The organism is Dactylococcopsis salina PCC 8305 (assembly GCF_000317615.1).
GTDB lineage: Bacteria > Cyanobacteriota > Cyanobacteriia > Cyanobacteriales > Rubidibacteraceae > Halothece > Halothece salina.
Window position 1 is genome coordinate 2,688,495 of sequence record NC_019780.1, and the last position, 25,912, is coordinate 2,714,406.

9 protein-coding genes (1 of these 9 running past the window's edge) are annotated in these 25,912 nt (G+C 45.9%); 7 read left to right on the forward strand and 2 right to left on the reverse strand.

All coding sequences use genetic code 11. The features are described from left to right. Nucleotides 1–14,164, forward strand: the 3' portion of a protein-coding gene (locus DACSA_RS20765; RefSeq protein ID WP_015230201.1) for a DUF4347 domain-containing protein. It extends 19,157 nt beyond the left edge of the window; 14,164 of the gene's 33,321 nt are visible here — the last part of the coding sequence; its start codon lies beyond the left edge, outside the window; its stop codon occupies nt 14,162–14,164. Between the two features lie 926 nt (nt 14,165–15,090). Beyond that, nucleotides 15,091–18,942 (forward strand): cadherin domain-containing protein, encoded by a 3,852-nt coding sequence (locus tag DACSA_RS13025; RefSeq protein WP_015230202.1) that lies wholly within the window; start codon nt 15,091–15,093, stop codon nt 18,940–18,942. 178 nt (nt 18,943–19,120) lie between these two features. Here DACSA_RS13025 and dnaX read toward each other — a convergent pair whose 3' ends face one another. Further along, nucleotides 19,121–21,400 (reverse strand): DNA polymerase III subunit gamma/tau, encoded by a 2,280-nt coding sequence (dnaX, locus tag DACSA_RS13030; RefSeq protein WP_051017316.1) that lies wholly within the window; start codon nt 21,398–21,400, stop codon nt 19,121–19,123. A gap of 96 nt (nt 21,401–21,496) precedes the next feature. Beyond that, on the reverse strand, nt 21,497–21,628 hold the full coding sequence (psb30, locus tag DACSA_RS13035) for a photosystem II reaction center protein Ycf12/Psb30 (RefSeq protein WP_015230204.1): 132 nt from the start codon (nt 21,626–21,628) through the stop codon (nt 21,497–21,499). Between the two features lie 243 nt (nt 21,629–21,871). On the opposite strand from psb30, the gene pyrC reads away from it, so the two are divergent. The 5 genes from pyrC to DACSA_RS13060 all read left to right on the forward strand — a co-directional run bounded on the left by pyrC (nt 21,872) and on the right by DACSA_RS13060 (nt 25,903). After that, the gene (gene pyrC, locus DACSA_RS13040) at nt 21,872–22,900 is read left to right on the forward strand and encodes a dihydroorotase (protein WP_015230205.1); all 1,029 of its coding nucleotides are present in this window, start codon (nt 21,872–21,874) and stop codon (nt 22,898–22,900) included. Nucleotides 22,901–23,062: 162 nt separating this feature from the next. Next, nucleotides 23,063–23,521, forward strand: a complete 459-nt coding sequence (locus DACSA_RS13045) for a Uma2 family endonuclease (RefSeq protein ID WP_015230206.1) — start codon at nt 23,063–23,065, stop codon at nt 23,519–23,521. A 90-nt stretch (nt 23,522–23,611) separates the two neighbouring features. Next, on the forward strand, nt 23,612–24,370 hold the full coding sequence (locus tag DACSA_RS13050; RefSeq protein WP_015230207.1) for a hypothetical protein: 759 nt from the start codon (nt 23,612–23,614) through the stop codon (nt 24,368–24,370). Continuing rightward, nucleotides 24,367–25,176: a metallophosphoesterase family protein gene (locus tag DACSA_RS13055; protein ID WP_015230208.1), complete on the forward strand. Its 810-nt coding sequence runs from the start codon at nt 24,367–24,369 to the stop codon at nt 25,174–25,176. The genes DACSA_RS13050 and DACSA_RS13055 overlap by 4 nt, the downstream gene beginning before the upstream one ends. Nucleotides 25,177–25,189: 13 nt before the next feature. Next, nucleotides 25,190–25,903 carry a metallophosphatase gene (locus DACSA_RS13060; RefSeq protein ID WP_041235880.1) on the forward strand — a complete coding sequence of 238 codons (714 nt, stop codon included), beginning with the start codon at nt 25,190–25,192 and terminating at the stop codon, nt 25,901–25,903. Nucleotides 25,904–25,912: the final 9 nt, after the last annotated feature.

Sequence of the window (25,912 nt, forward strand, 5' to 3'; positions counted from 1 at the left end):
TGAAGACGGCGATCGCGTGATTTACACCCCTGAAAAAGCGGTCATTGGGGGTTTAAGCAGTGGCAGCACCTACGAAGTTAATAAAATTGACGACAATACCATCAAACTAATTGATCCCAATAATCCTCCAGCTGCGCCAGAAACGTTCTCGGGAAGCAATATTACCAGCAATACTATTACCCTCACCAATCATGGGTTTAGCGACGGACAAACCGTTACCTATCGCGCCCCTAAGGGAAGTGAATTTAGCTCTCCCTCTGTGGATGTCACTGGCACGGGAGACAATCCCCTTGCAGAAGCAGATAACAATAACATCTACTTGGGGTCAGGTCATGGCTTCCAAAGTGGGGATGAAGTAATCTACCGAAGTGAAGGAAATACCATTGGCGGTTTACAAAACGGAGAGCGTTACTTTGTTATCTTTGATACGGCTAAACCCGAGCAAATTCAACTCGCTGAAACTTATGAGAAAGCCGTAGGTGTCAATGATGATAATGGCACTCCTGATGACCCCTCTGATGACACAGTCATTCCCATTACTCCCATTGAGCTAAATCCCGATAAAAGCCCAGAACAAGAAACCGTTATCCATAGTCTCTTAAAAGTTAGCGATCAGCCCATTGGTGGACTCACTGACGGTTTAACTTACTATGTCGATCGCGTTAATAACAACGAGTTCCGTTTGCAGGATAATAACGGCAACACCATTAATCTCGATGGAACTGATCCAGAAGATAGCAGTGTTACCCTCACTGGAAACAACACCCTAGCCACTGAAGGAATCGACCTCACTAATCCTGGCAGTGGAAGCCATGAGTTAGTTCTGGATATAACCAGTCAAGGCAGTAACACCCAACGCTTAGAAGGAATCGGTGGCGCACGGGCTTTATTATCCGCGCCTTCAGGGGATGGTGTCGTCACTGCCTCTGCTAGTGGCAGTAATGGGGGCGTGGTTCGCGTCGCTGAAGCTAAAACCACAGCCACCGCCAACCCAACCATTAATATTGAAATTGGCGATCGCGCCACTCTCAGTGCCAATAACATTGATGTCGATGCTACTGCCAAAGGGAATATTGCCGCTTCTTCAGCACAAAGCGGGGGCGGCTTAGTTTCTGTTGGTGACGCTCAAGCCACCGGTAATCTCAATACAGTGAGTGACTTAACCATTGGCGAAAAAGCAACCCTCCAAGCCACCAATGACATCACCCTCAACACCACAACTCAACAAGATACTAAGGTATTAGCAGAGAGCAAGGGCGGGGGAGCATTTGACTTTGCTGATGCTGATATAACCGCTAACCTCGATTACAGTTCAACCATTGATATTGGCGATCGATCTGAGTTAGAAGCGGAAAATCTGTTGGAAGTTGATGCCAATAGTCAGGTAGAAATTAATGCTGATGCGGAAACCGATAGTGGCGGACTGGGAGCTTTTGCTGATACGGGAGCCGACGTTAAAATTGGCAACAGTAGTAAGGATCGAGCCAAAACTACGACCACGATTGGTTCCCAAGCCCGCTTACAAGCAGATACACTGACCCTACTGGCTGAAACAACCAAGCAAGATGCTTTGGTGAAAGCAGAATCTGATGCTGGTGGAGCAGGAGCAGACGCTGAAGCCACCGCTAACTTAGATATTTTTGACAATGTTCAAGTAAGCCTTGAGGATAACGCTGGCATTACGGGAACAACGGTGAATATTCAAGCTCGACACAGCGGTGTCAATATCCGTTCTGATGCTAATGCTGATACAGACGCACTGTATGGCGATGCCGATGCTAAGGCTCGCACTGACTATGACAGTAATAATGCGGTAAACTTTGCTCAGGGAGCGACAATTGCGACTGGCGACCTTAATGTTACTTCCACTCAAACCGTTGATGAGTATTCACGAAGTGCTGGAGCGGACAAAGACATTTTTGGAAGTGAATCGGAACTGGAAACAGGTAATTTTAACGCTGGTCGCACGATTAACTGGAACGGCGATGTGGTATTCCTCAGCAGTGAAGCGGCTCGTTTAAAGGTCAGTGGAACAGGTGATTTAGTTAAAGCGGAAAATGTGACCGCTAAGGTGAGCGACGAGGCGGTAACAGTTGACCCTATCATTAACCAGACTCCTGTCAGCAACGCTAACTTCACCATTGGAGAAACTAAAGCCAACGGAAAAACCGCCCCAGAGGGAGTGATTACGGGTGACAAGGGTAAATTTAGCGCCAGTGCCTCGCTTTTTCCAAAAGTGGAATTGATTAATGAGTCCGATCGAGATTTCATTATCAACGACATCACCTTAGCCAAAGTGAATCAGCCCCAGATTACGATCGATGCGCCTAAAAATGAATTGAATTTCGCGGTTGAAGATCGCATTCAAGACTTACTTGAACAAGGCATTACCGTTACCGTCACCAACGACGGCTCTGGAGATGTGCGTTTTCAACGGTTATTGAATCATCCCATTGGCGCGATCGAAGTCAATAATACAAACGGCAATATCGAAACCAGCGATCAAGGAATCCTGCGCGGTAATGAGATTACCTTAAATACAGATAAGGGAGGAGTGGGTAACGAGAAGAATCCCTTCGCCGTTGAGTTAGTGCGTAGCAATGGTAAACAAACCGACCTCGATGTCAACGCCCAAAATGAGATTTGGTTGGATGTGAAAGGGCGGTTACGAGAAACTAATGTTGAGTCAGCAGAATTTGAAGGCAGCAAGATTGAAACACCTGCGGATGTTAACCTCAGCTTCCAGCCCTCAGTGCAAGAAACCAAAGCCACTGGCGGCTTCCAAGGCGTAAAAGTCATTACTGGCGAAAACGAAGAAACAATTGAGCGCTCTTATCCCAAAGACGAAAACCAAAATAATCAAAGCGGACTGAACTTAGGGTTATTTGCTGAGACTAAACAAGCCCAGTCCATTAGCAGTGGGTTTAACCTAGAGCAAATTAAAGGTCAGAATATCAACCTAGAAGCGATTCAAGACACCCGAATCGACTTAACCGCCAACACTGACCACGCAAAAGACGGCGACATTGAAGCCTCATTTACCAAAGGAGATATTACCCTTACCGAAACCAATGGTGATTTCTTACTCAAGAATATTCGCTCCCGTATCGGCAACATTGATTTAACCGCCGCTGAGGGCAATGCCGAAGCCGTCACAGTGGAAACTGATACTGGCAATATTAATCTTCTAGCGAGCGAGACAGTGAATGCTAACTTAATCCGATCGACCAACGCAGGAGATATTAGCGTTACGGCAAATGATGGCAATGTCGAAGCCGTCACAGTGGAAACTGATACTGGCAATATTAATCTTCTAGCGAGCGAGACAGTGAATGCTAACTTAATCCGATCGACCAACGCAGGAGATATTAGCGTTACGGCAAATGATGGCAATGTCGAAGTCGTCTTAATTAAAACGAATGCCGGAGATGTGAACTTGAGTGCTGGTGGCAATACAGGAGCAATTTTTGAAACCAATTCCCCTGAAAATGGAGATAACGGTGCTACTCCATTCGTCATTGGTGATAACATCACTCTCAACGCAACTGCTGGCATTGGAACGCCAGATGATTTCTTAGAGATGGATTCCTCGGTCGCATCTAATGGCGAAGTTAACGCCGAAGCAAACGACAGTATCTTCTTAACCGAAACCACGGGCGACCTGCGTTTAGGAGGCATCGTTTCTAATAATGCTGACATTTCCCTGTTGACAGAAGACGGCTCAATCAGAGATGGAGAAGATGACCCAGAAGCTGATCTCCAAGCCAGCAAACTGGATTTAATCGTTAATGGCGGTGGTATTGGCAACAGTAACAATAAGATAGAAATCTATGGCGCGGGTAACGGACAAACCCAAAATTCAGAGTTGCAACTTAGCACCGCTACCCCCGAACCAGGACGGCTTTACACCGTTGCTACTAACGATATTTACCTTCAGCAGGTGAATGGGGCGTTAGATGTAATGGGAGTCACCTCAAAAGAGGGTCGTGTTAACCTCAGTGTTCTGGATGGCGCCCAAGGCGAAACCGAAAACTTCCGTCTCCTTCCTGAAGGAGATGTTCCCCTCACAGAAACCGAAGACTTAATCGCAACTTATAACTTTGAACGCAACGCCAATGATCAAACGGGTAATGGCAATGACGGTCAGTTGACCAACGGCGCGGAAATCACCCAAAATGGTGTCAAACTTGATGGCAATGACGATTATGTCAACTTAGGAACACCAGACAACCTTGTCCTTGAAGACAGCTTTACTATTGAAGCCTGGATTAAACCTGATGCAAATTTCCAAACTAATCGCTTCGGAGAAGGCGGTATTCTGATTAACAAGGAAGGGGAATACGAAATTGCTCGTTTTGCTGATGGAACAATTCGCTGGGCATTTTCAAATCGTAGTCCTGGATGGACTTGGATTAATACGGGATACGTTGCTCCTGCTGAAACTTGGACTCAAATTAGTGTTACCTATGATCAGGGAACGATAAAAACTTATGCTAATGGTGATTTAGTTCATACTTATAATGGTTCTGGTAACATTACCGATGTGTCCTCACAGGATGAAGTTCGCATTGGCGGACGACAAGGAGGAGCGCCCCAATACTTTACTGGATTAATTGATAGTGTTCGCATCTGGGACAGTGTCCGCACTCAAGAGCAAATTAAAAACCATTATCAAGGACGGATTACTGCTGCCGACGATGTTGAAATTAATGTCGGTGATGACATTGAATTACCTGCGACGACCTTAATTGAAGCGAAGGGAGGTACAGCGACAGCGACCTTACGGGGAGACTTCAATAGCCAAGATGAAAATATCGGTAGCACCTTTACGATTATTGGTGATGTACAAGCAACAGATGAGGTAATCTTTAGCGGTGGAGAAGACATCGATCATCTACAACTGCTGGGAACAAAAGGCGTTAACGCTAACGGTAACACGAGATTGAAAGGTGGTGACAGCGACGATCGATTCTATGTTCAAGGCACATCAAGCTCTCTCACCCTACAAGGGCAAACGGGTGCCGATCGATATTACTTCGGTACAAACGCCAGCAAGGCTCTGTTTAGCCCCAATGGTGTATTTAATGACGACAATGCTTTAGCGGTTCTCAATGGCGACCTGAGCGCGATCGATGCTGATGTTACTGTAGCAACAGGAGTCGGTGGTAACCGTAGCACTCGTGATGTGGTTTATGTCAAGGGTCAAGGAGGCAACTCAGGACAAATCACCGCCAGCCAAAACGCCGAGGCGATCGTCAGTGGCTTCTCCAATATGACGGGATCAGTTAAGTTGCAAGTGCCAGACGGTGGAAAAAACAGCAGCTTCCTGAAAATCGGGTTAGGAGACAACAATAACCAGTTCCGCGTCAAAGGTTTAGGCGCGCAGGCGATCGCAGAAATTTACGGTCAAGGAGGAGACGATACCTTTAACATTGGTGATACAAATAACGCTCTCGACAAGATCAATGGCGTGGTCGCGGTTTATGGAGAAAACGGAAAAGACACCTTAAATGTCTTTGGGGATGGCAGCAAAACTGGAGACGATCCGAATCAACTCACCGCAATTGGGGTGACAGGTTTAGGAATGGGAACAAACGCCCTCCTGAGTACCCATAACCGCTTCGGTGCTGGCTATGATATCGGTTTAAATCAATATCCAGGGGCGATTTACTATGGGGAACGGGATCAAAACAGAAATACTTCAGGAATCAACTATCGCTTCTATCAAGGCGACTTTAAGCGCGTCGCTGACCTCACAGAAGATCATCTCCAAGAAGAAGGAAATCTCACTGCCAAAGAATTAAGCAAAGTAGGCGGTTTAAGTCAACAACTGGGAGAACAGAAAGATAAAGATGATGATCGCTTTGGTTTGGTTTATGAAGGTTTCATCAATGTTCCTGAAAGCGGAGAATATACCTTCTACACCCGATCGGATGCTGGGAGTACCCTCAGCATTGATGGGGAATTAGTGGTCGATAATGATGGTCTTCATGGTCGAGACACGAAAGATGGCACGATCGAACTGGCGGCGGGTTATCATCCCATCACGGTTAAGTATTTTGAAAATGGCGGTGGCGAACTTTTGAAGGTGGAATGGGAAGGACCCAACATTGAAAGACAAACTCTTTCTCCCCAAAGCCTATCCCAAAGCATCAATAATACGTTTCAGCCTGAAGTGGAAACTGTCAACATCAATTTAGGTGAGAACGCCGATCGATTCACCGTCGATAGCACCAGCGATAATGTCGAAACCAACATTAATGGTGGCGCTGGCGACACAATCATAGTTAACTCCACCGACACGGGACTGGAACCGAATCAACTCGATCGGGTTGACTTTATTCGCGGTGAGGTTAACCTCAGTGGCGAAACCCTGATCCTCAATGACGCTGGCGATGACAACGCCAATACGGGTATCTATCGTAACGGCACAGTGGAAGGATTAGATATGCCAGGTCGCCTCACCTTTAGCAACGCGAACACCGTCGAGATTCGTCTCGGACTACAACAAGATACCTTCTACGTCCCAGAAACCAACGCTGGGTTAGACACCACCTTAAAAACGGGTGGCGGTTTCGATACCGTTTATGTGGGAACAGAAGCAGGACAAGAAAATGAAGGCAGCCTCGCCAACATTAAAGGGAAATTTACCGTTGATGGAGGTGGCCCAGCGGCAAGAGATATCCTCTACCTCAACGACCAAAACAATAACAATGGCAAAACTTACACCGTCAGTAACGAGATTACTGGCATTAAATCCCTAGTGAGTGGTGACGCTTGGCCCGTAGATACCACCACCGTTAAACGGGAAGACACCGCAGCCATTGACTATCTCAATGTGGAAAACTTTGTTCTCAACGCGGGTGGCGCAAAAGATACCATCGACATCCAAGGCACTCACCGCGAACAAGATGTGAAAGGCGGAAAAGGCTCTAACTTTATTGTCAATGCTGGTTTAGGAGAAGACCTGATCCAAGTTGGTGAGCCTGTAGGGAATGGTGAACGCAGCCTCGAAAACTTTGCTATTGATCTGGCGAACCCAATGGCAAATATTAGCGGGGTTAACTATCGCTTCTATCAAGGTAACTTTAAGCGCGTCGCTGATCTCACAGAAGATCATCTCCAAGAGGAAGGGAATCTCACGGCTAAAGAATTAAGCAAAGTAGGCGGTTTAACACAGCGACTGGGACAAGACAAAGATAAAGATAATGAACGCTATGGCTTGATTTATGAAGGTTTTATCAATGTTCCTGAAAGCGGAGAATATACCTTCTACACTCGGTCTGATGATGGTAGCACCCTCGCGATCGATGGGGAATTAGTGGTCAATAATGATGGTCTTCATGGTGCAGAAACGAAATTTGGCTCGATCGATCTCGAAGCGGGTTATCATCCGATTACTGTTAAATTCTTTGAAAATGGCGGCAGTGATACCTTAAGCGTTGAATGGGATGGACCGAACTTCGATCGAGAAACCATTGACCCGAACGACCTATTTAATCCCAGCAGTCACACTGGGAAAGGCATTCCCGTAATGATTGACGGCGAAAACGGTGAAGATACAATTCAGGTTTTAAATAACGCCAATGACACCAACACCAGTGTTAGCGCCAGTAACGTGGGCTTTGCTGACCTCTTCCCCGTTAATGAAGACGCAAAAGAAGACGACGACACCAACAATGATGGCATCTCCGATCGATCCTTCAATCTCTATAACAGCGTGTTTGGAGAGAATCCCACCTTCAGCAACTATGGTCGCGTCGCCCTCACCGAAGAAGGACAACGAAACCCCATTAACATTAACGCCCGTAATAACGAAGCAGTGCGCGTTAGCTTAGGAAAAGGAGACGACACGATCGAGGCGGGCAATAGCAATCGTCCGCTAGATTATGACTTCACCGTCGATGGTGGCGATGGGGATGAATCTTTCGGCATTGATAACGTTGCTGTCACCTTATCCCCCAGTATTACCTTCAATGGACAAGGAGGAGATGATCTCGTCTTTGCCAACTTTGCAGAAGGTGTCCCCACAACTGCGCCTCTTGACTTTACCTTCAACGGCGGTACCAGTGATCAAGAGGGTGATAAGTTCCGTTTAAGCGGTGATGGAGAAATCAAAGACGGTCAATATGTTCCCAGTGCTACGGTTGACCGCACGGGAGAGGTTTCCCTCGCGGATCATCAGTTTAATCTTACCAACGTTGAACCGATCGTGGTGCATGGCTTCCCCGACTTCCAAGTCGTCACCCCTAAAAATGCCCCTAGTGACCTCAGCTTAGATGCAACCACTGTCGGAGATTTAGAGGTGTCTCAGGTCGATCGGCAAATTGTCACCGTTGATGGGGTGGTGAGTTGGAATCAAGAGGATCAATTAGAGATTAAAGAACTCCCAGAACCCCGTTATCTCAGTGGTGCGGTGGCGAATGAGACCCTCGAAAGCAGTGCCATGGCAGTGGATGGGGATACTCTCGTTGTGGGAGCGCAACTCGATGGCGTTGACTATGGCGCTGCCTATGTTTATCAGTGGCAGAATGACGCTTGGCAACAAATCATGGAATTAACCCCCAGAGACAAAGAAGAAGCAGGACAGGGCTTTGGTGAAGCCGTGGCGATCGAAGGGAATTGGATTATTGTCGGCGCCCCTTCAGATAACGTTAATGGGACAAATGCTGGCGCGGCTTACCTCTTCCGTAAGGGCGATGGAGGTTGGCAACAAGTGCAAAAACTGACTCCCAACAATGCCAATGCCAATGATGCCTTTGGTACGGCGGTTGATATAGATGGTTTGTCTGCTGTAGTGGGTGCGCCTGGAACGGGGAATAACGACAATAATGATACGGCTTACATTTTTGCTGAGACTCAGCAATGGAATCAAACCGCAAGTTGGACAGATGCTAACACTGATTTAGGTCGCGCTGTGGCAATTGATGGCAATGATGTGGTGATTGGTCTGCCCGAAGCCAATGAAGCGCGAGTTTATAACCGTCCCCGTCGCCGTAATGCCAACTGGAGTCTGCAAGATACTCTAACTCCTTCTGAACCTGATCAAGGAGAAGCCTTTGGTCACACTGTCGCCCTCGATAGCGATCGCATCGTTGTCGGTGCGCCCTTGTGGGATGGCGAAAACATCGGTCAAGGTCGTGCTTTTGTCTTCGATCGGGCTGGAGATTGGACACGATCGGCGCGTTTAACCGCAGATGGAGGCTTACCCGCAGCCGAAGCCGCCAGCGAAGGTCGTGCGGGCGATCGCTTTGGTTTCAGTGTCGCTGTAGATGGGGATTATGTCACCGTGGGCGCCCCTGGTTATGATGCCAATGCAACTGATGTGGGGGCTGCCTATGTCTTCCGCGAAATCGCCGATCAAGGATCGCTCAATGGTTCGACTTGGGTTCGTTCTACTGGCGCAACGGGTTCAGGACGTTTAATGGCGCAAAGTCCCGCCGGCGGTGATCCTGGTGATGCCCCTCTCCCCGACCACTTTGGCGGCGCAGTAGCAATAACAGGGAATCGCCTCATTGTCGGAATGCCAGGCTTTAACGATGTTAATGACAATAATCAAATTATTCGCCCTGATGTCGGTGCATTCCGTACCTTTATCACCGATGACAAACTGCCTCCTGTTACTAACCCCAGCCTGCAAGCTGAAACTTTAGACATTACTGGCTCAGAAATCCACTACGACCAAGGCACAAAAACCCTCTTTGTCGCCGATGAAAACTCGAATCGAGTAATCAGTTATGTCAATGAGGGACTGTCTTGGCGACCTGCAAACACCTTTACTGGAGGTAGCGGTTTTGGTGCTGATATTGACTCTGATGGCAGCTGTCTCGTCATTGGCGCACCTGGAGAAAATCGCGTTTATACTTACACCTTTGATGGCAATGACTGGGATAATAATCGTTCCATTCTCGATGGTGGAAATTATGGTTACGGTCTCTTTGGTTCTTCTGTTGCTATTGATGGCTCAAACTTGGCAGTGGGCGCCCCCAATGCTCAACTCAATTACTACTCGACTAATCGAGCCGATAATAATCATGAAATTAACCTCGGTAATACTGGAGTGGTTTATAGCTTTGACCTCAATGAGAATAATAATTCTTGGCAGCGCGATCGGGTTTTAATGCCTTATAGAAATAATATGCCAGAGAAGACTTCTCGAAGAGAGAAGAAGGTGGATGAAGGTTGGTTTCTCGACAATCCAGGAAAGGGATATGAATCTATAGGAAGCAACAGAAATTACATTCAGATTTGGGAAGACGAATTTAGTGATGACAACGATATATTTGCGAAGGGTCAAATCCCAGACTTGGAATACAGATCGGAGTCTAACGATGACTATAGTTCCATTGAAGTACATCGAGGAATGAAATTAGTTGTTTATCAGCATAATAACTATAGAGGCTATAGATATTCATTTGCTGGATATACAAGACTGGCCTTTAATGGTCGCTGGGAATTTTGGGATGATCAGATTAGTTCCATTAAAGTCTATGAACGATATCGGAAAGTAGCCTATCCAATTGAAAGAGAAAGCTATGATCAACTTGACAATTCTAAATGGGGTGCAGAATTAGACATTAGCGGCGATCGGGTTTTTGTCGGCGCACCAGGAGAAGATGCAGTCGCCGTTTATGACGTTAACGACAATGATAAAGACAATTGGCGAGTCCGAGTAGCTGGTAACCAGGCAATTAAACCCACCCTACCTTTTGATTTAAACGATGAAAGGGGTAGCGATTTAGGCAGTGCAGTTGCCGCCTACAATCAAAACTTATTCTATGGTGGAAAACCAACTGCTAAAGACAATGTCTATACTTATGACCTGCAAAAAGATAAGCAGGGTTCGGTTAAAGATACTCTATACGATAGCGGTCTTCGTCAAAGTAAAGGCTTTGGTGAGACAATTACAATCTCTGGGGAAGAAATGCTCATCTCTAATCCCCTAAAAGACAATGAAGCTGGCACTGTTTATCTCACCGATGCCAAATCTGGTGAATACAAAGGACTAACCCTCAAACCCTATCGTCAACAAGCCAGACAAGAAGGCTCAAAAGAAACCTTTGAAATCAGCGATGGTTCGGGTTGGACAACAGCCACATCTGACAGCAACGGTCACTTTAGCAACTTCCTCGGTCGCTTTGGGCAGGGACAACGAACCAGTAAAACCTTTGACTTAGACGGCAAAGCTGCCACCATTGACTTTGACTTCTATCGCATTGATAGCTGGGATAATGAAAACTTCCGAGTTTATCTTGATGATGAAATCATCATTGATCAGCGCTTTACTCTTAGAAAAGAATACACCGAAGTCATTACAGGCACTAAAAACGGCATCAGTTGGACAATTACTCCTCAAAATGATTACGGTCAACGTGCATTTCGTGGTTGGGAAGACCAAAGTTTCCAAATCTCTCTCCGTATTCCAGAAGGAAAAGAAGAGGTAAAACTCGGCTTTGGTTCGATTCTGGATGAGGAGGTTAATAATGAATCCTTCGGCATTGATAACGTTGCGGTTCGTTCCGAAGGTGAACTGAAATATCAAGAAACTTTTGAAGTTAGCGATGGTTCGGGTTGGAGTACCCCAGCATCTGATGGCAATGATCACTTTAGTAACTTCCTCGGTCGCTTCGGGGAGGGACAACGAACCAGTAAAACCTTTGACTTAGACAACAAAGCCGCTACCATCAACTTTGACTTCTACCGCATTGATAGCTGGGATAATGAAAACTTCCGAGTTTATCTTGATGATGAAATCATCATTGATCAGCGCTTTACTCTTAGAAAAGAATACACCGAAGTCATTACAGGCACTAAAAACGGCATCAGTTGGACAATTACTCCTCAAAATGATTACGGTCAACGTGCATTTCGTGGTTGGGAAGACCAAAGTTTCCAAATCTCTCTCCGTATTCCAGAAGGAAAAGAAGAGGTAAAACTCGGCTTTGGTTCGATTCTGGATGAGGAGGTTGATAATGAATCCTTCGGCATTGATAACGTCGAGGTAATCTTCGATAACAATGACACCACCTCAAATCGTCGCTTTGGCGCTGACTCTTCTCTCATCAGTGAAGGACATTATCTCGTTGCATCTGATCCCACCGACAAGAATCTTGAGGCAACCATTTATAATTTCCGACAACGAGGACCAGAATGGAATCCCATTGATGTTTCCGTTACGCCAGAAAGACTGGATACTGCGAAATTTGGCGTTAGCGTTGATATTGACGGCAAAACGGCGGTGGTCGGCGCCCAAGATTATGATGACACGGGTGCAGCATTTATTTACACCAAACAAGATGACCAGTGGACATTAAAAACAACTCTGCAGCCACAAACTCTCGAAATCGGAGATAAATTTGGGTCTAGTGTGGCTATTCGTAATAATATGGTTGTGGTTGGGGCAGCCCAAGCCAATAACGCCTATGTCTTTGAACGTTTAGCTGTCCGCGAGGAAAGTAACTCAAATCAGGTAAAACCCGCTTGGCGACAAACTAATCTTATTGAAGGGGGGAACGTTAACAGCTTTGGCGCGGCAGTCGATGTGGATACAACCAGAATGGTGATTGGCGCCCCAGACTCAGAAAAAGCCTTTGTCTTCCAAAAATCTCTTTCTAATAAGGGCCTTAACTGGAACTTAGAACACACCCTTGATAGCAATGCTAATGATTTCGGCGCAGCTGTCACTCTTGATCAGGAAACGATCGCCGTTGGCGCCCCAGCAGCAGGACAAGTTCAAGTCTATGACCTCGATAAGATTGACTCCCCAGACACCCTCAACATCGGAGGAAACAGCGATCGATTCGGTCACGCCATTGACTTAAGCGGCGACTGGCTAGTCGTAGGCGCACCAGGGGACAATAATGATACTGGCACAGCTTACACTTTCCAACGGGACAACAACCAGTGGCAGCAATACCAAGGAATTAACATTAATAGCAGTAACACAGGGGACTTCTTTGGTCACGATGTCGCCATCGACAACGATAAAATCGTCATCGGTGCTTATGGACATGACTTAGATGATAAAACAGATTCTGGGGCTGCCTATGCTTATGGTTACAAAGGCGGAAAATGGGGACTAGAAACCGCCCAAACCCCCCTCGGTGGCGAAGGAGCAGGTCTCGGTGACGGTGATCAACTCGGTTACGCCGTTGCAATCAGTGGCAGTTTAGCCATCTTGGGCGCACCGCAACTGGAAGGTCGCCCCGGTAACGCGATCGATACCAATGGCGCGGGTCGCATTTATTTCCGAGATGTCAGCGAACCAAGAAACATAGAGATTACTGAAGTCAACAGGACAGTTGTAGAAGGAGATGAGGCAAATGTCTTAAAAGGAACTCTCGGTGATTCCGATGTAGAAATTCCCGACTTTAACTTCTTTGATATTGGAGAGGTGACAGTAGAACTGGGAGACGCAGCCGATCGATTCACCGTTGAAGAACCTGGTTTTACGGCGGTTGGCTTGCAACATTTCACCGTAGAAACTAATGATGGTGATGATGAGATCAACATCAAGTCGGATAACGTTGGCACGCCTTCTAACGGTCAATTTATCTACACGGGTGACAATCCAGAGAACCTGCAAAATGGACGAATCACCTCAGAGTTGGAAGCGATTAATGGTGAAACTCAAGTCAAGGCTGGCAGTAATACCACTGATCGTTTCAATGTCGAAGCTGATGCTGATCTCGAACTCACTAAAGGCAAATTAACCGTTAATAATCAAGACGAAGTTAAAATTGCCTACGCCGAAGACATTTCCCTAAAAGGAGGTGATGGGGATAATGTGATTAAAGCCTCCTCCTGGTATCAAAATGGCAATGTTTCTCTTGATGGCGGTAACGGGTCCGATCAAGTTGAGGCAAATTTATCGGAAGTTCCAACTCGGAATTTAAAAGATTCTGGAAAAGAAGGTAATGACCAACTGCTACTGTTCGGTAACATCGTCCGTGAGATTAAAGGGAATAACCGTAATTATTTAAGCACTGTAATCCCTTCTGACTACAAAACTAAAACCAACGTGAAAAAATTTACAACTCGAAACACTTTATATGAGGATTTTGAAGGAGTCTTTAACGGCAATAATGACAATATCACTGGCGTTGATAATGCCCAAACTTTAGCCTTGAACAATGTTAATGATGACCTTCTCAATGGCAATTAATCCCAACGATCGAACCCCCTTCAAACCCCCATTAATGCCCCCTAGCCCCCAATGCTGGGGGAATTGCCCCCTAGCCCCCAATGCTGGGGGAATTGCCCCCTAGCCCCCAATGCTGGGGGAACTGCCCCCTAGCCCCCAATGCTGGGGGAACTGCCCCCTAGCCCCCAATGCTGGGGGAACTGCCCCCTAGCCCCCAATGCTGGGGGAACTGCCCCCTAGCCCCCAATGCTGGGGGAATCGCCCCCTAGCCCCCAATGCTGGGGGAATTGCCCCCTAGCCCCCAATGCTGGGGGAACTGCCCCCTAGCCCCCAATGCTGGGGGAACTGCCCCCTAGCCCCCAATGCTGGGGGAACTGCCCCCTAGCCCCCAATGCTGGGGGAACTGCCCCCTAGCCCCCAATGCTGGGGGAACTGCCCCCTAGCCCCCAATGCTGGGGGAACTGCCCCCTAGCCCCCAATGCTGGGGGAATCGCCCCCTAGCCCCCAATGCTGGGGGAACTGCCCCCTAGCCCCCAATTCTGGGGGAACTGCCCCCTAGCCCCCAATGCTGGGGGAACTGCCCCCTAGCCCCCAATTCTGGGGGAATCGCCCCCTAGCCCCCAATTCTGGGGGAACTGCCCCCTAGCCCCCAATGCTGGGGGAACTGCCCCCTAGCCCCCAATGCTGGGGGAACTGCCCCCTAAGACCATGGCTGATCAATTGTCACGATATACCGACTCCTAGTTCCCCCCTTTCAAAGGGGGGTTAGGGGGGATAAAAAACTTTTTCCCTTTCAAAGGGGGGTTAGGGGGGAGAAAAAACTTTTTCACTTTCAAAGGGGGGTTAGGAGGGAGAAAAAACTTTTTCCCTTTCAAAGGGGGGTTAGGAGGGAGAAAAAACTTTTTCAGCAGACCATAAAAATAAATAATTAATCAGGAGAAATAAAAATGGCAGTTCAATATATTGCAGAAAGTATCGATTATGAAACCCTTGATCTGATTCCAGGAGAAGAAGGGGTGGTCAATGTGAGCGATCTCAGTCAAGCAGATGACGCGATCGCGCCGATCGATCTCGGAGAAGGAAATAGTTTCCGTTTTTACGACACCGACTATGCCAGCTTAAGTGTCGATACCAATGGACGACTGATTTTTGGCACGGGTAACAGTCAATTTGAAAATACTAATTTAACCAGTAATGAAATTACCCCAGGGATTATTGCCCCATTTTGGGATGATCTGAGAGCAAATTCTGGAGTTGCGGAGGTGGATAGCCCCGAAGATGATTTAATTCTCTACCAAATTGAAGAGAATCGGATTATTATTGAATGGAATAATGTTCACTTTTTTGATGGCGGTCAAACCACTGATGGACTCACTTTTCAAGCGATTTTAGAACTGAATACAGGGGACAATAACGGTGAGATTACCTTTAATTATGGTGATCTCAGTGAGGAAGATTTAGAAGAAAATAATGGCACTTCCGCAACGGTTGGGGTAAAGGCGCCAGGAAGCCAAACCGAAAATAGCCTCGATCGAACATTAGTCTCTTTCGACCAAAATAGTCCTCTCTTAGGGGATACCGAAGCGATTAGCCTCACTCCTAATGTCATCGAAGACAACGCGATCATTATTACCAGTCCAGTTTCCGTTGACTTTCCCGAAGCAGAAACCGATCCCGCTTATCGCATCCTCACCAACGCCTCCGATGATGTCACTCTCGCCTATAGTATTACTGGAGGGACCGATGCTGATCAATTTACAATTGATAGTGAAAATGGCACGTTAACCTTTACCAATCCTCCCGACTTTGAATCCCCCACTGATGCCAATGCAGATAATATCTATGAAGTCACCGTTAACGCCAGTGACGGTGAAACCAGCGACGAAGAAACGGTTTTAATCACAGTTACCGATGAACAGGAAGCCCCTCCCACCGATACCCAATACATCGCTAGTTCCACAGACTTTGAAGCCATTGACTTAATTCCAGGGGAAGACAATGTGGTAACAGTGGAGAATCTTAGTAACACTGACGATGAGATTGCGAGTATTACTCTCGGAGAGGGAAACAGTTTCCGTTTTTACGACAGCGATTATACCAATCTCACGATTGATTCTAACGGTCGCCTCATTTTTGGCACTGGAGAAAGTGCCTTTAACAATACCGACTTAACCAGTCCAGAATTTAGCCCTGGTATTATTGCCCCGTTTTGGGATGATTTGATCACTAACTCCACTGCTGCTAATCCTGATACGCCAGAAGATGATTTAATTCTTTCCCAAATCGAAGACAATCGGATCATTATTGAATGGAGTAATGTTCATTTTATTAGTGAGGGTGACACGACAGATGGGATTACTTTCCAAGCCATTTTAGAACTGAATACAGGGGATGATAACGGTAGGATTACTTTTAATTATGTTGACCTCAGTGAGGAAGAGGTAGAAGAAAATAACGGCACGTCCGCAACGGTTGGGGTAAAAGCACCAGGCACTCAAGACAATTCTAGCTTCGATCGAACCCTTGTCTCTTTCAACCAAGAGAATCCCCTCATTGGTGAGAATCAGGCGATCGAACTTACTCCTAATACCATCGATCCCAATACGATCGCAATCACCAGCCCCACCGCCGTTGATGTTCCTGAAGAAACTCCAGAAACGGCTTATACAGTGCTAGTCAATGCGCCAGATGAGGCAACTGTCACTTATAGTATTACTGGAGGAACCGATGCTGATCAATTTACAATTGATAGTGAAAATGGCACGTTAACCTTTACCAATCCTCCCGACTTTGAATCCCCCACTGATGCCAATGAAGATAATATCTATGAAGTCATCATTAACGCCAGTGACGGTGAAAATAGCGACGAAGAAACGGTTTTAATCACAGTTACCGATGAACAGGAAACCCCTCCCACCGATACCCAATACATCGCTAGTTCCACAGACTTTGAAGCCATTGACTTAATTCCAGGGGAAGACAATGTGGTGACAGTGGAGAATCTTAGTAACACTGACGATGACATTGCGAGTATTACTCTCGGAGAGGGAAACAGTTTCCGTTTTTACGACAGCGATTATACCAATCTCGCGATTGATTCTAACGGTCGCCTCATTTTTGGCACTGGAGAAAGTGCCTTTAGCAATACCGACTTAACCAGTCCAGAATTTAGCCCTGGTATTATTGCCCCGTTTTGGGATGATTTGATCACTAACTCCACTGCTGCTAATCCTGATACGCCAGAAGATGATTTAAAACTCTACCAAATCGAAGAGAATCGGATCATTATTGAATGGAATAATGTTCACTTTTTTGATGGCGGTCAAACCACTGATGGACTCACTTTCCAAGCAATTTTAGAACTGAATACAGGGGACAATAACGGTGAGATTACCTTTAATTATGTTGACCTCAGTGAGGAAGATTTAGAAGAAAATAACGGCACGTCTGCAACGGTTGGGGTAAAAGCACCAGGCACTCAAGATAATTTTAGCTTCGATCGGACATTAGTCTCTTTTAACCAAGAGAATCCCCTCATTGGTGAGAATCAGGCGATCGAACTGACTCCCAACCCCATTGATCCTAACGCGCTACTCATTATCGGTCCGAGATTTGTGACGTTTTTAGAAGAAAGCGCCGGCACGCCTTATACCGTTATTACTAATTCCCCAGAAGCAGAAAACCTGACTTATAGCATATCAGGTGGTGCTGATGCCGACCAGTTTACGATCGACAGCGAGAGTGGGGAATTAAGTTTTAATACCCTTCCCGACTTTGAATCTCCCACTGATGCAAACGAGGATAACATTTATGAAGTCAGCCTCACCGCCGATGACGGAGAAACGCAAGCCACACAAGACCTCAGCATTGCCATTACGAACCAACAAGAACAAACTGGTCAACCACCCAACTTAGAAGCCAGTAACTTAACGGTTGATCTCGCCACAGCTTCCGAAGGAACGGTGATTGGCACTCTCAACGCCAGTGATCCCAATTCAAATCCCCTCACTTATGCCATTACTGAAGGGAACACCGACAACAACCAAAATGGCACTTCTCCTGTAAGCGTTAATGATAGTGGCGAAATTATCCTTCAAGATATAGATGATCTAACCTCCAATCTAGCCACTACCTTCACCTTTACCGCAACTGTCACCGATACCGAAGACTTAACTGATGAAGCCGAGATTACGGTTGATCTAGGAGTGGAAACAGCGACTCCAAGCAGTGTTTTCGGAAGTTTAGTTTTTGGAACACTGAATAACGATCAATTTAATACGAGTGATCTCGATAGTCTTGAAACCGATCAAGATAAAATTCTTTTCTTTGGCGCTGGTAATACCTCCCTGGAGGGAACAGAGGGCGAGGGAAATAATCGCATTTACTTGGGTGCTGAGAGTGACACAGTTTTAGCAACAGCGGGCGATCGGGTGTTTACCAAACAGGGAAACGATCAAATTTTAGTTGGGGCGAATAATCGCATTTACGCGGGAGAGGGAGACGATCGCTTATTTGTGGCGACAGAAGGAAATAATGTCTTAAGAGGAGGAAACGGCGACGATCAATTTTGGATTGCCAACGGAAACCTCCCAGACAGTGCGAACACCATCACTGATTTCACATCGGGAGAAGATGTACTAGGGATTAGTGGCTTTCCCAATATCGCATTTGATGACCTGAGTTTAAATTCAGCAGGAGAAAACACAGTCATTGGCTTTGATCCAGAAACACCTTTGGTTGAGTTACAAGGTATTGAAGCAACTTCTCTCAGTGCTGAGGATTTCGTCTTTTTATCTTAATGCAACAAGTGGAGTAGGTTGGGTGGAGTTTACGAAACCCAACACCAATCAGTCATTAGTCATTAGGTAGAGACGTTCCATACTTCGACAAGCTCAGTAACAGGAACGTCTCCACGCGAAACCCAACACCAATTATAAGCAATTACTTGAAGTTGATCTAAAAAGCAGTCTCGGTTTACTAACCATCAGATTGGTTAAACTCTATTATTTCCCCCTTAAACACATCAGCTAAATCTTTGGCGGCTTTCTTTAAAGTTTTCTCGTCTGTTTCGGTTTCCTCATTCTGATTCGTTTCTGGAACATCTGAAACATCTACAGTTGAATCTGTCGCCGTTTCCTCATTCTGATTCGTTTCTGAAACGTCTGGAGTCGAGATTGATCTCGTTTCAGTAACTTCTGGCTCTTTTTTAACCTCTTCTACAACAGGAGAGGGTTTTCTATTTTCTTGGGGAGGAGGTGGGAGAGGATTATCCGTTTTTTTTTCAGGGGTTGATACGGGAGACGCTGCGGATTGAAATTTTTGCTCTCCTTTGACTTCCAATTTAACGGTAATGTCTCGTTTCAGAATTGCAGTTAAGGCTTGTTCTAAGTCTTTTTGACGTTTCTTCGCAAAGGGGAAAAGGTGTTGGTTTCTCACTCCTACTACGGCAATATTCCCCTCTATAGCTAATAAAGAACAGTGATCCTTAACTAAGGGTTTCGTGGGAGGAGGTAATCTCTCCAACATCTGCGTCCAAATTTGAACAACATTTGCTGTGTCTGGGGTTTCTGAAGGTGCGGTTGTGGTTTCCGATTCTGATTTTACTGCCGTCGTTTTGGGAACTTCCGATGGTGGCGATGGTTGTTCTGGTTTCGCTGGGGGTTTTGGTTTGGGTTCATCTTTTGATGCTGTTTGAGGAAGAGAAACGGTTTTTACAAGGGGTGAGGTTTCTGTTGATGGCTGATTAACCGCTAATAATCCCAATAAGGTGACTTCTAGCCATAGGCGAGGTTGAGTGGTTTGTTTAACTTGTGCTTCGCTTTTTTGTAGGTGTTTTTGTCCTGCTAAAATTTCCCTAACTTCCCAGTCTTGAGCTAATTTACAGATTTGTTCCCAAGTGGATGCGGTGAGGGCGACTAATTCGGAACGTTGAGGGGCGGTTTTCGCGATGAGTAAGTCTCGATACAATCCCGCTAGGCTTTCTAAAACAATAATTGGTTCTCGTCCTCGATCGAGCAGTTGACGACATAAAGTTACAATTTGCTCCCCATTTTCCTGTTTAATGGCTTGTAACAGGGCGATTAAATCCTGTTCTGGAATCGCACCGACTAAATCCCAAACTCGATCGAGGCTAATTTCACCAGATAATAAACTCAGTTGATCTAAAAGACTTTGAGCATCTCTCAACCCCCCATGAGACACTTGTGCAATGACAGTTAGAGCTTCTTCTGTGATTTCAATTTGTTCTTTTTGTGCAATGTATCGCAAATGAGCAATCATCGCCGAGAGAGGGATGCGTTGGAAATCAAACCGTTGACACCGAGAGATAATGGTGGGAATCACTCGTTGCGGATCAGTGGTAGCGAGAACAAAAACGACTCTTGGCGGCGGTTCTTCTAAGGTTTTGAGGAGAGCATTAAACGCCGCCGTACTGAGCATATGGCAATTATGAACTAAAAGTCCATTCGCCACAAAATTATGATTCTGTTCCACTTCTAAATCATAAACCGATTCTTTACCAACGCGGTGGACAGATTCTACCTTCTCCAAATTTGTACTCCATTGAGGGAATTGATATTCCACATCCACATTCACAGGGGATAGTATCTTGATTCCAGCTTTGAGGTTTTTTGCTTTGATCCATCCTTGATCAGTCCGAATTAGATGATTTTCTGTACAGCGAAGTTCACGGTGGGTCGTTTTGATCTTGACGGTGGGTTTTACTCCCTGATTGAGCCATCGTAATACTTTTTTCTCTTCCCATCTTTGAGTAGTTTCGTTATAGCTGAGAACTTTTTTCCCTTCCAAGTCGGGATTATCTATTCTCATTACTCCTGCCGAAGTCTGGATTAAGGAATCACCAGTTAAACACTCGTCAATCACATATAATTTATAACGACACTTCACGGGAGCAAAACTCGATCGATCGATAATCTCGCGAATATTATCAACACCCGTATTACTCGCCGCGTCGATTTCAACAATATCCAAAGCAGAACCATTAACGATCGAGCGACAGACTTCGCACTGATTACAAGGTTGCGCCGTTGGTTGCTTGCTATTAATACAATTCAGTGATTTCGCTAAAATTCGTGCTGAGGAGGTTTTACCCGTTCCGCGCGGACCACTAAACAAATAAGCAGGAGCAATCCGTTGACGCTCGATCGCATTACTAAGCGTGTCCCCGATCGCACTTTGTCCCACCAGATCAGCAAAAGTCTGCGGACGATATTTCTGATGGAGCGGTTCATAAGGCATAACAGTTCCCACCACTGACAAAAATGCAGACAAAATCAGCAAGGCAGCTTAAACCACCTTGCTGTTCTTTCTTTATTATGACGTTTTTCTAATGCTTTAGAGGTCGCCTCCACGCACTGCGAGTAAAAAAATCACGATCGGACCGGAAATCATAATTAACGCCACAAAAGTTAACTGAAAAATCACTTCATAATTGACGTTTCCTAAAAAACTGGTTAAGGCTTCCATATTCTCTCCTCTCGTTGTTACGGTACGATTCTTATAATAATTAGTTTTCTTCCAACATAAAATACTAACCGCTACTGATCAACTTCTTTAGAAATGCTTAACAAAACTTTATAAACTGCTGATTCGGTCATTTTACAAGTCAGGGCTGTTTCATTCTCTTAAAATTAAGGGAGGTAGGGAGATGGCGCGATCGCGCCGATCATTACTCCTGATCTCAATAAACCCTTTGCTTTTAATGGAAGAATGCAACATCTCACCATTTCCCAGCCCGACGATTGGCATCTACATCTCCGTGACGGTGCAACACTGAAAGCAGTTCTACCCTACACGGTGCGTCAGTTTGCCCGCGCGATCGTCATGCCGAATTTGAAGCCCCCGATTCGCTCAGTTACCGATGCAACCGCCTATCGCGATCGCATCCTTGCTGCCATTCCAGAAGGCGAACAGTTTGAGCCATTGATGACGCTCTACCTCACCGACAACACTAGCCCCGACGAGATTTTCCGAGCGAAGGAATCTCAGTTCATCAAAGCGGTCAAATACTACCCAGCCGGGGCAACGACTAACTCTGATTCTGGTGTGACCGATATTCGCAAGTGCGATCGCGTTTTTGAAGCAATGCAGGAGGTAGATATGCCGTTATTACTGCACGGGGAAGTAACTGATCACGATGTTGATCCGTTCGATCGGGAGAAGGTATTTATCGATCGACATTTAATCCCCCTCAAGCAAAGATTTCCGAACCTGCGGGTGGTGCTTGAGCATATCACGACTTCTGATGCGGTGCAGTATGTCCTCTCGGCAAGCGCGATCGCAGCCACCCTTACGCCACAACATTTGTTATTTAACCGTCAAGCCCTGTTCCAAGGCGGTCTGCGCCCCCATTTTTATTGCCTACCCATTTTGAAACGGGAGGAGCATCGTCAGGCTTTATTGCAAGCAGCAACATCAGGGAATCCGAAGTTTTTTCTCGGTACTGATAGCGCTCCCCATACCCGCACCAGCAAAGAAACTTCCTGTGGTTGCGCGGGATGCTTTTCGGCTCTCCACGCCCTTGAGTTGTATGCCGAAGCATTTGAAAGCGTGCAAGCCCTAGATCAACTGGAGGCTTTCGCTAGTTTCTATGGTCCCGATTTTTATCAACTACCGCGTAATACCAAGCAAATTACCTTATCTAAAACCACCTGGCGCGTTCGGGATCAAGTTCCATTGCTGGAATCTGGGATCGTTCCTTTGGGGGCAGGGCGAGAAATGACCTGGCACATAGTATGACATTCCCCGAAAGTGTCTCATCAGTTAGACTGTTACGGTTAACCAGTCAGAAAGCCATCCGTTTCAAACGGATGGATGAATGACACTTAAAGGCTTTAGCCTTCTGTGTCCTTGTAATTTGGCATTTCTAAGGTATCAATCCAATCTTCCACTAACTGTGTCATGGTTTTCCGTTTATGCCTAGCATATAGTCTCAGTTTTTCGACTGCTATTAATCAACTGGGAAAAGCAAAAAAATTAGCTTATGCTTTTACAGAACTCCGTTGTACGTTTGCTGGACGCTCCATCGTTCCAGATATCGCTGTATTTGAGTGGCAAAGAATCCCGTTAGATGAAAATGGTCAAATTGTTGATCGATTTGAAATCGCTCCAGATTGGATTGTTGAAATTCTCTCTCCTAAACAATCGACAAATCGGGTAATTCGCAAAATTGTCTTTTGTCTTAAAAATGGTACAAAATTAGGTTATCTCATTGACGCTGACGATCAATCAATAACAGTCTTTCAGCCGGATCGACTCCCTGAAGTAAAAGAGAAACAAGATGTTTTACCCGTATTAGACGCTTTGCAGGATTGGCAAATTACTGTAGAAGACGTATTTAACTATCTAAGTTTTACCTAAGAACTAGGAATAGTCTCTATAGCGGTACGCAACAGACTAATCAAGAGTCTGTTAAAATAAAACGATAATGATTATCATTGTAGATTTTTTATGAGTTCTCCTTCTCTAATTGCAGTAGCAGGACCCTCTGGCAGTGGGAAAACCACTTGGATTAGCCAGTATTTAAAACAACCCGCTACTCCCACCTATTACCTTTGTCCAGGCTTAGGGAATGCTTCAGTTGATCTTGCTAGTATCGATTATCGCTTTCCTTGGATACAAACGATTCCAGACACAGAAGCGCAAACTATTCTCAGCAGACTCTCGGAAGAAACAGTGGTTTATGTGGAATTAGGGTTTTATTTGGATTTAGCCTCCCCTGTTCTCACTTCCTTTCCTTGTCATCGGGTGGCGGTTGTTCCTCCAGAAACCGAATCATCACAATGGCACAACTTTGCCGATGAAATCATTACTGGCAATTCCGTTCAATCCTCACGATACGGTGACTCGCCTCAAATTTGGTCTAGCCCCTTAACGGGACAAGTATTTGATCCGCCCAGCTTAGAAACAATTTGGATGGAAATCATCGGGGGCGCTTATGGTCAAGTGCAACGGGCGAAAGGTCTTTTTGAACTTCCTGATGGAACGCTGATCCAGATGGATTTTGTCGATGCGCTTCCAGGTAGCGAGTATCGAGAATTAAATGTTCCTCGGTGGTTAGAAGGACGACCGAATCGTTTTAGCGGGATCGAAGTGGTGGGCTGGAATTTGGAAGAAAGCACCATTAAACAGATTTTACTGGAGAGTTGCTTATCAGATCATGCGCTGAGTCAGTACCAGAGTTATTATCAGGAGACGATCGCGTTATGAAATTAGCTGTTATGTCCTGTATTCACGGTAATTATGAAGCCTTAACTGCGGTTTTATCCGATATTGAAGCCCAAAAAGCCGATCGCGTTTACTGTTTAGGAGATTTAGTCGGTTATGGTCCTTATCCTAACGAAGTAGTTGAGTTAATTCGGGATTTAGAGATTCCCACCTGTCAAGGCTGTTGGGATGAAGATGTGGTGGAAGGGTTAGACGCTTGTGAGTGTAGTTATCCTTCGCAAATCGCAGAAAAACGGGGAAAAGTTGCCCATGAATGGACCAATCGGGTTTTGAAGTCAGATGTGCGGGACTATTTAGCCAATTTACCGATGATTCTGAAAGAAGACAATCTCTGTTTTGTTCACGGTAGCCCCAACAGCCAACATGAATATCTCTTACCCGATACAGCAGGATTAATTGCACTGGAACGAGTTTTATCCACAGGGGTAGATACCTTGTTTTGTGGACATACCCACATTCCTTATGTTCGGGAGTTAGACAATATGAAGTTATCGGTGCAAGTGCAACAACCCGAAAAAATGAGCAACAACACGCTGACCACGCCGATGAAACGAATTATCAATGCTGGGTCAGTAGGAGAACCCCGTCACGGAAAACCTGATGCGACGTATGTTCTGTATGATACTGAAACTGAAGAAGTGACGTTGCGGGAAGTTCCTTATAATTACACCGCAACCTGTTTAGCCATTTTAGAACAAGGACTGCCCCCGATTTTTGCTTGGCGGTTAGCGCGAGGTCTGGAGTTTGCGGAAAAAGCAGATGATCCGACTCATGTTTGTCAAAAGTGAGGAAGCTGGAACAATGACACAGTGGGCGATTTTAAGCGGAATTGAAGGGAATTTACAGGCTTATGAGGCGGTTCTTGCTGATATTAAGGGTCAAGAAATTCCAGTTACAGCGATCTACATTCTAGGAGATAGCATTGGGTTACAGGGCGATAATGAAGCAGTGGTGCAACGGATTCAGTTTCCTTACGCCGATGAAGTGAAGCCGCAAGTGTGTACAGGGTGGTGGGAAGAACAATGTTTTAACTTATATGCCCTGAGTGGATTTGGAGAAGCCCCAGAATTGCGCGATCGTTATGGGACTGATGCGATTCTCAAGTTATGGGAATCTGTTTCCAGAGAAACCGTACAATGGTTACGCAGTCTGGACTTTGGCTTTCACGAAGAAGACTGTTTGCTGATTCATGGCAGTACCGTAAGTTACGATGATGAACTAACTCCCGAAACACCAGCGATTCAAATCTGCGATCGCGTTCTCAGAGCAGAAGCAGAAACCTTATTCTGTGCGCGATCGGGGTTAACCTTTACCTACTCTGTGGAAAGGGCAAGTCTTGATTCTAGCACCCGAACCTTAGAAAAAACACAACAAACGTCACAAGAAACCCTAGCATCCTGCCGAGTGATTGGTGTGGGTAATGTGGGACAAACGCCCCAAAGAGCAACCTATACTTTATATCAACCCTTGACTAAACAAGTAACTTTTCAAACCGTTGACTATGACTCCCACTAAACGGAATCA